The sequence below is a fragment of the Kitasatospora sp. RG8 genome (genome assembly GCF_017813315.1).
In the GTDB taxonomy this organism is placed as follows: Bacteria; Actinomycetota; Actinomycetes; order Streptomycetales; family Streptomycetaceae; genus Kitasatospora.
Genome location: NZ_JAGIYX010000007.1, coordinates 288196 through 295307 on the forward strand (window position 1 = coordinate 288196; position 7112 = coordinate 295307).

The following is a 7112-nucleotide window of genomic DNA, read 5'->3' on the forward strand; positions in this document are numbered from 1 at the left end:
GCCAGGGTGGCTCAGTGGAACTGCTCGGCCTCGGTGGAGCCGGTGAGCGCCAGGGTCTCGGCGTGCGGGTTGAGTGCGGTGGAGACCAGGTCGAAGTAGCCGGTGCCGACCTCGCGCTGGTGCTTGACGGCCGTGTAGCCGTCCGCCACCGCGGCGAACTCGGCCTCCTGCAGGTCGACGTAGGCCGTCATGCCGTGCTCGGCGTAGCCGCGGGCCAGCTGGAACATCGAGTGGTTGAGCGCGTGGAAGCCGGCCAGCGTGATGAACTGGAAGCGGTAGCCCATCGCACCCAACTCCCGCTGGAACTTGGCGATCTGGTCGTCGTCCAGGGCGGCCTTCCAGTTGAAGGACGGCGAGCAGTTGTAGGCCAGCATCTTGTCCGGGTGCTCGGCCTTGAGCGCCTCGGCGAACTCCCGGGCCTGGGCGAGGTCCGGGGTGCCGGTCTCGACCCAGATCAGGTCGGCGTACGGGGCGAAGGCGAGGCCGCGGGAGATCACCGGCGCCATGCCGGGCTCGACCCGGTGGAAGCCCTCGGCGGTGCGCTCGCCCGTGCAGAAACGGGCGTCGCGCTCGTCCACGTCGGTGGTCAGCAGGTTGGCGGCGAGCGCGTCGGTGCGGGCCACGATCACGGTCGGCACGTCGGCGATGTCGGCCGCCAGACGGGCCGAGTTGAGCGTGCGGATGTGCTGGGCCGTGGGGACGAGCACCTTGCCGCCGAGGTGGCCGCACTTCTTCTCGGAGGCGAGCTGGTCCTCGTAGTGGATGCCCGCGGCGCCGGCGGCGATCATGCCCCTGGTGAGCTCGAAGGCGTTCAGCGGGCCGCCGAAGCCGGCCTCGGCGTCGGCCACGATCGGCACCAGCCAGTCGGGGCCGTCGTTGCCCTCGGCGGCGTCGATCCCGTCGGCGCGCAGCAGGGCGTTGTTGATCCTGCGGACCACCTGGGGAACGGAGTTGGCGGGGTAGAGGCTCTGGTCCGGGTAGGTCTGGCCCGCCTGGTTGGCGTCGGCCGCCACCTGCCAGCCGGACAGGTAGATCGCCTTCAGCCCGGCCTTCACCATCTGGACGGCCTGTCCGCCGGTGAGCGCGCCGAGGGCGTGGACGTAGTCCTGCTCGTGCAGTTGCCGCCACAGGCGCTCGGCGCCGCGCCGGGCCAGGGTGTGCTCCTCGCGCACCGTGCCGGACAGGCGCACCACGTCGGCCGCCGTGTAGCTGCGCTCGACGCCCGCCCAGCGGGGGTCGGAGGCCCACCGGGCGGCGAGCCCCGCCGCGCGCTGCTCCTGCTGCTGCCGAACCGACTGAGTCATGGGTCTGCTCCCCAGGGGTGCTCGTTGCGAAGGATGTGACGCACCTCACCGCAAGGGCGAGTGGGCGGCCGGGTGGTGCCGGGCGGCGGTGGAACACCGCAGGACGTGGATGCCCGGACAGCGTTCCCGGCCGTGACTGACCTGCTCTTTCGCCGCTGTCCTGCGCACCTCCCGGCCGCACCACCGACTCTGGCAGCCCGCGGAGCCGCCGTCACCGGTGGACCGCTGCCAACTTCTGCGAACGATCCCCGGCCAATCTGCGAAGGTTGCGACGACCCGGCCCTGCGTCCTCCGGTTAGGCTGCGCCCACTCGGTCGGCCGATGCGCGCAGTGGGGGAGAACGACACGATGGGAAAGGCCTTCGCCGGTGCCCGGCTGCGCCGCCTGCGCGAGGAGCGCGGCCTCAGCCAGGCCGCCCTCGCCCGGCTGATCGATCTCTCGCCCAGCTACCTCAACCAGCTGGAGCACGACGCCCGCCCGCTCACCGTGCCCGTCCTGCTGCGCCTCACCGAGGCCTTCGGGGTCGAGGTCGGGTACTTCGCCCCGCCGGACAGCGCCCGGCTCACCGCCGAACTGCGCGACGCGCTCGGCGAGGAGGTCGCCGCCGGCCGGGTCACCGCCGGCGACCTCGACGAGCTGGCCGCGCGGCTGCCCGCCGTGGCGCGGCTGCTCATGGACCTCGGCCGCAGCCGGCGGGCGGTCTCCGAGCAACTCGCCGTCCTCGCCGGGGAACGCGGCCCGGTGGCCGACGCCCTTAACCCGCACGAGAAGGTCCGCGAGTTCTTCTACCGCCGCCGGAACTACCTCGACGAACTCGACACCGCAGCAGAGGAGTTGGCGACGGCCATCGGCCTCCGCCGCGGGGAGGTCCGGGCGGTTCTGGCCGAGCGCCTCGTCTCGGGCCACGGCGTGCGGACCGTCGCCGGAGGCGAGCGCCTGCACCGGTACGACCCCCGCACCAGGGTCCTGCACCTGTCGGACCGGCTGCGCCCGGGCCAGCAGGCGTTCCGGATGGCCACCCAGCTCGGCTACCTCGAACACGACCCGTTGCTGTCCGAACTCGCCGCCCAGGACAGCCCGGAGGGCTCCACCGCCTGGTCGCTCACCCGGATCGGCCTCGCCAACTACTTCGCCGCCGCGCTGGTTCTCCCCTACACCGCGTTCCACGCCGAGGCCGAGGCCGCGCGCTACGACATCGAGCACCTCGCCGACCACTTCGGCGTCGGCTACGAGACGGTCTGCCACCGGCTCAGCACGCTGCAGCGGCCCCGGTTGCGCGGGGTGCCGTTCTCCTTCGTGCGGGTCGACCGGGCCGGCAACGTCTCCAAACGCCAGTCCGCCACCGACTTCCACTTCTCCCGCACCGGTGGCACCTGCCCGCTCTGGAACGTCTACGAGGCCTTCGCCTCGCCGGGCCGGGTCCACGTCCAGGTCGCCGCCATGCCGGACGGCCGGCGCTACCTGTGGACGGCCCGCGCGGTCACCCGCTCACCCGGTGGCTGGGGGCACCCCGGCAAGACCTTCGCCATCGGCCTCGGCTGCGAGATCCGCCACGCCTCGCGGCTCGTGTACTCGGCAGGGCTGGATCTGGGGGACGCGCAGGCCGCCACCCCGATCGGTCTCGGCTGCAAGGTGTGCGAACGCCCGGCCTGCCCGCAACGCGCCGCGCCCGCCATCGGCCGCCCGCTCGCGGTCGACGAGCACAGCAGCACCTTCGTCCCGTACCCCGCGCTACCCGACCCCGACCCCCGGGCCGGGAGGCCACGCGAGTGAACCCGCCAGGCCATCCGTCCCGTCGCGTGCCGCAGCACGGTTCCTGAGCGTGGGTCAGACGCGGTCGAGCAGCCGGGCGATCTGCGGGTCGCGGAGGGCGTAGCGGACGGTCCGGCCGTCCCGGGCGGCCGACACGATGCCGGTGACACGCAGCAGTCGGAGGGCCTGGGACACCGTGGTGTCGCGGATCCCGGTCGCGAGGGCGAGGTCGGTGACGCAGATCGGCCCGGCCCGGTGAACGGCGATGAGCAGGGCGAGGCGACCGGGGTCGGCGAGCAGCGAGAACCTCTGGGACACGGCTGTCACCCGCTCCCGGTCGGACACGGCCGTGTGGGCGGTGCGCATGGCGGTGGCGTCGATCGCGGGCCGGGCCTGCGGGGGCGGGAATTCCGTGTCCAGTGCTCTGTCCTCATCCGGGGAGTGCCGAAGGCCGGCCGGGGCGACGTGGTGTCGCCCCGGCCGGCCTTCGCCGTGGTGATCGTGGAAGGGCCGGTGCCTCAGGGTGTGGAGGCGGCCGTCTCCCGGAGGCCGTTGCGGTCGGCGGTGGGGGCCGCGGTGGCCGGCTTCGGGTTGAGGAGACGCTCGGCGAGGTGGCCGAACAGCAGCCCGAAGGACGTCCAGAGGGTGAGTTGGATGGCCAGGGCAGCGAGGCGGAACTGCCAGAGCAGGGTGGCCGAGAAGTCCTCGGGCACCTCGTTGACGGCGGGCAGGAAGGCGTAGGCGAAGCCGATGGCGACGGCGAAGCCGAGAACGGCCGTGACGGTCGCGTACCAGTTGCCCAGGCGCGGTGCGAGCTTCTTGCCGACGATCACCGCGGCGACCGCCAGCAGCACGCTGAGCGCCATCATCAGGAAGTACAGCGTGGTGCGCTTGCCGATGGTCTCCGGGTCGCCCACCGACGGCGGGTTGGCCGGGTACTTGAGGAACGGCACGACGTAGACCGCGACCAGCGCGACGCCGGACAGCAGGGCCGCCGTGGCGCGCGGGGAGAAGCGGCCGACCCGGCCGAGGGCGAAGCAGTAGGCGAGCGCGGCGAAGCCGCCCAGCGAGACGCCGTAGACGAGCACGCCGGTGGCCAGGCCCGCGGTGGACTGCAGGGACCGGCTGACGAGTTCCATCTCGGGCGCGCCCGCGGCATGGGCGTCCTCGTAGGCGATCGCGGCGTCCACCCGGGGTTCACCGAGCAGGTAGGCGACGACCAGGGCGAGCAGGCCGGCACCGAGACCGGCCAGCATGCCGCGGACGAGCAGGGATCTGACGTTTGCGGAGTTCATGTGCGGTGTCCCCTGATCAGTGGCAGGGGAAGCCGAGCAGGTGGCGACCGTCGTGCACCCACTCGTGCACGTCCTCGCCGGAGATGAGGGAGGTGGCGCCCTGCTCAGCGCCGACGAAGTAGATGAGGGCCATCAGCAGGATGCCGAAGAACACGGCCCAGGGCAGGATCGCCTTGACGGAGATGGGGGTGATGGCCGGTGCGGCAGCGGGGGCGATGGGGTGAGCCATGGCCGACCTCCTTTGGGGAACACGCGTCCCGTTCGATGGAGCACGGACGACGGGGGCGGGTCTGACTCACCGCCCCGGGACTCACGTCGGCCGGGCGGCTTCACAGTGGCGCGACCGTGCCGGGTTCTCACCGGCTTCCGCACACCGTCGTCTTGAGTTGTCGCAGGGACGGTACCGTGTCGCGGGCGCCCGGCCAAGGGTTTTGGCCGGGCCCACAGGCGCACGACGGGCGCGAAGCGGGGCCACCGATTCCCGTACGTATGCGCGCGACGGAGCAGTGGACGGGGACGGGAGGACATCGGATGACCGTGCGCGTGATCTTCGTCGCACCGGCGATCGGGGCCGAACTGCGCGGGGCCCGGTTCGGCGACGACGCTCCGCCGGACGAGGCGGGCCTGGCGGCCGCCCGCGCGGCGGCGGGCTCGTTGCCGGCGACGCCCCGGGGTTTCACGGCCCCCTCCAGCCGTTGCCGTCTGACCGCCGCCGCGCTCGGCGTCGACGCCGAACCGGCCGCGGCACTGGCCGACCTCGACGTCGGCCGTTGGCGCGGCCACAGCCTCGACGAGATCGCCGCGGCCCAGCCGGCGGCCGTTTCGGCCTGGCTGGCCGACCCGACGGCCGCTCCGCACGGCGGCGAGTCGGTCACGGCCCTGTGCGCCCGTGTCGGCGGCTGGCTGGAGGCCCTGGCCGACCACCCCGGACGCGTGCTGGCGGTGGCCGAGCCCGCCGTGGTCCGGGCGGCCGTGGTCCACGCGCTCGACCTTCCCGCGGCGGCGTTCTGGAGGCTCGACGTCCGGCCGCTGTCGGCCACCGACCTTTCGGGGCGCGCGGGGCGGTGGAACCTCCGCTGCGGGGCTGATCTGACGCCTTCGTGAGCGCGGACAGGCCCGCCGGCCGCCCGGGTGGCACGTAGCACCTGCTCGGTCCGGGCAGCCGGCTCGGCTTCCGGTTCCGTCGCCAGGTGACCATCATCGGTGAACGGGACGCTCACGTAGGAAATTTGAGACATCGTCACACCAGGCCCCGGAGTGCCCGTGGTTCCCCGCGACGGCCGGACCACGGTCGTCGGCTCCGGAACGGCCCTGGAGTGCGTCGGAGCACGGTGGACGGGGCGGGCTCCTGGCGATCAGGGGGCAGCATTGTCTGCGCGAACGGGCCCGGCCCGGGTGCCCCACCGGTCGTCGGGCGCGGTGGTGCGGAACCGCCGAGGCGCCCTATTCCGGGAATCACCCGATGAACGCTCCCGCGACCTTCCGGTCGAAGGCGCGGATGCGGCGGCTGCCGAAGGCGGGAGGTGGTTCCTGAGGGTGGAGCCGGCTTTCCGCGGCGAGGTCGGGCTCTGGTGTCGCCGGCCTTTCCGGCACCCGGTGGTGCAGGCCGAGAAGTGCGTACCTCCGAATTTCCCGATGCGCTCTGCCGTGGGCAGACCCGACGGGTAATTCCTGCGCGCGGGGGAGGCCTGGGCGAACCGGGCCTTCGCGGAATCCCGGTCGGCAAATCGGGATTCCCCGGTCTTCCGCCCCGGCGCGTTGCGGTACCCGATCCTGTCGTCGTGCAGGTATCCGCGGCAGCGGGAACCAGGGTGCACGCATTCCAGGGTGCACGCATTCCCTTTCCCCGACGAAGCCGCCGTGCCGCGGGCGGGACGGTGCGCCCGGTGTCTGCGCGGACGCCGGCCGGCGCCGTCGGCGGTCCCCTGCGTCGGCCGGTCCCGGTGGGTGCCTCGTGGTGCCCGGTGGTCTCCGGTGACGGTCGGTGGGCGCCTCGTCGGGGCGCCTCGTCGGGGCGCGGAGATCCGGGCCGGGATGCGGCCGGTGCCGGCGGGGCGCAGGGTCGAGGTATGAGCGGAGTGGTCGTACTGGTCGAGCTGGAGCCGTCCACGGAGGTGCTGGACGCGGGCGAGGTGGACGTGGGTGCCCGGGTGCGGTGGGTGCACGCGGCGCCGCCCGATCCGGACGTGCCGGAGGACCCGGGCCCGGTCACGTTCTGCGGGATCGACACCGGAGACCTCGAACGTGAGGCCTACCAGCCGACCGGTCCGGGCGATCCCTGGTACCCGCCTTCGCAACGCACCCGGCGCTGCCGAGAGTGCGAGGCCGCGCTCAGGTCGCTCTGAGGGGCCCGGTGGACGGCCCGGCAGGCGTGCGGCGGCCCTGGTGGGCCCGGCCGGGTTGGCGTGGGTGTCGGCCTGGCGTGGGGGTCGACCTGGGGGTCGGTCCGGTGGTACGGCCGGACCCGAACCGGTCCGCGCCCCACTGCCCACCTGGCCTTCGCGGGCCTGCCTGCCCTGCCTTCCCGGGCGAGGCGGCCCGCCCCGGCGGGAAGGGCGGGGCGGGCCGATCGGGCAGACCTGTCGGGCCCGGCCCGCTCAGGCCTCTTCGGCCAGTGTGCCGTCGCGGAGCTCGATGACGCGGTCGGCGAGTCCCATGAGGGTCTGGTCGTGGGTGGCGACCAGGGCGGTGACGCCTTCGCTGCGGACGACGGCGCGCAGTAGTTGCATGATGGAGCGGCCGGTTTCGGAGTCGAGCTGGC

Annotated in this window: 7 protein-coding genes, 1 pseudogene and 1 riboswitch; of the genes and pseudogenes, 3 read left to right on the forward strand and 5 right to left on the reverse strand. The window is 73.5% G+C overall.

Annotated features, from left to right (window positions below):
• Positions 1–11: 11 nt before the first annotated feature.
• The gene (gene aceA / locus J5Y04_RS14300; RefSeq protein WP_209412362.1) at positions 12–1304 is read right to left on the reverse strand and encodes an isocitrate lyase; all 1293 of its coding nucleotides are present in this window, start codon (positions 1302–1304) and stop codon (positions 12–14) included.
• A 348-nt stretch (positions 1305–1652) separates the two neighbouring features.
• Between aceA and J5Y04_RS14305 the strand changes: the two genes are divergently transcribed.
• Positions 1653–3077 carry a short-chain fatty acyl-CoA regulator family protein gene (locus J5Y04_RS14305; RefSeq protein WP_209412386.1) on the forward strand — a complete coding sequence of 475 codons (1425 nt, stop codon included), beginning with the start codon at positions 1653–1655 and terminating at the stop codon, positions 3075–3077.
• Between the two features lie 54 nt (positions 3078–3131).
• Here J5Y04_RS14305 and J5Y04_RS14310 read toward each other — a convergent pair whose 3' ends face one another.
• The 3 genes from J5Y04_RS14310 to J5Y04_RS14320 form a co-directional block, all read right to left on the reverse strand.
• Complete coding sequence (locus J5Y04_RS14310; protein ID WP_307853102.1) at positions 3132–3374, reverse strand: metalloregulator ArsR/SmtB family transcription factor; 243 nt, start codon at positions 3372–3374, stop codon at positions 3132–3134.
• A 200-nt stretch (positions 3375–3574) separates the two neighbouring features.
• Positions 3575–4351, reverse strand: coding sequence for a CbtA family protein (locus tag J5Y04_RS14315; protein WP_209412364.1), 777 nt, complete (start codon positions 4349–4351; stop codon positions 3575–3577).
• 16 nt (positions 4352–4367) lie between these two features.
• Positions 4368–4580: a CbtB domain-containing protein gene (locus J5Y04_RS14320; RefSeq protein ID WP_148647184.1), complete on the reverse strand. Its 213-nt coding sequence runs from the start codon at positions 4578–4580 to the stop codon at positions 4368–4370.
• 59 nt (positions 4581–4639) lie between these two features.
• Positions 4640–4719, reverse strand: a riboswitch (cobalamin riboswitch).
• Positions 4720–4882: 163 nt separating this feature from the next.
• Here J5Y04_RS14320 and J5Y04_RS14325 point away from each other — a divergent pair.
• Together J5Y04_RS14325 and J5Y04_RS14330 are read left to right on the forward strand one after the other, a co-directional pair.
• Complete coding sequence (locus J5Y04_RS14325; protein ID WP_209412365.1) at positions 4883–5455, forward strand: histidine phosphatase family protein; 573 nt, start codon at positions 4883–4885, stop codon at positions 5453–5455.
• Positions 5456–6420: 965 nt separating this feature from the next.
• A complete protein-coding gene (locus J5Y04_RS14330) occupies positions 6421–6696 on the forward strand; it encodes a hypothetical protein (protein ID WP_209412366.1) in 276 nt (91 codons plus the stop codon).
• Positions 6697–6948: 252 nt separating this feature from the next.
• Here J5Y04_RS14330 and J5Y04_RS41740 read toward each other — a convergent pair.
• Positions 6949–7112: pseudogene (locus J5Y04_RS41740) on the reverse strand (ABC transporter ATP-binding protein); the annotation flags it as partial.

What these genes read in the sequence shown, in the direction of transcription:
- aceA (WP_209412362.1), bottom strand. Translation starts at nt 1,304, where the DNA reads ATGACTCAGTCGGTTCGGCAGCAGCAGGAGCAGCGCGCGGCGGGGCTC.
- J5Y04_RS14305 (WP_209412386.1), top strand. Translation starts at nt 1,653, where the DNA reads ATGGGAAAGGCCTTCGCCGGTGCCCGGCTGCGCCGCCTGCGCGAGGAG.
- J5Y04_RS14315 (WP_209412364.1), bottom strand. Translation starts at nt 4,351, where the DNA reads ATGAACTCCGCAAACGTCAGATCCCTGCTCGTCCGCGGCATGCTGGCC.
- J5Y04_RS14320 (WP_148647184.1), bottom strand. Translation starts at nt 4,580, where the DNA reads ATGGCTCACCCCATCGCCCCCGCTGCCGCACCGGCCATCACCCCCATC.
- J5Y04_RS14325 (WP_209412365.1), top strand. Translation starts at nt 4,883, where the DNA reads ATGACCGTGCGCGTGATCTTCGTCGCACCGGCGATCGGGGCCGAACTG.
- J5Y04_RS14330 (WP_209412366.1), top strand. Translation starts at nt 6,421, where the DNA reads ATGAGCGGAGTGGTCGTACTGGTCGAGCTGGAGCCGTCCACGGAGGTG.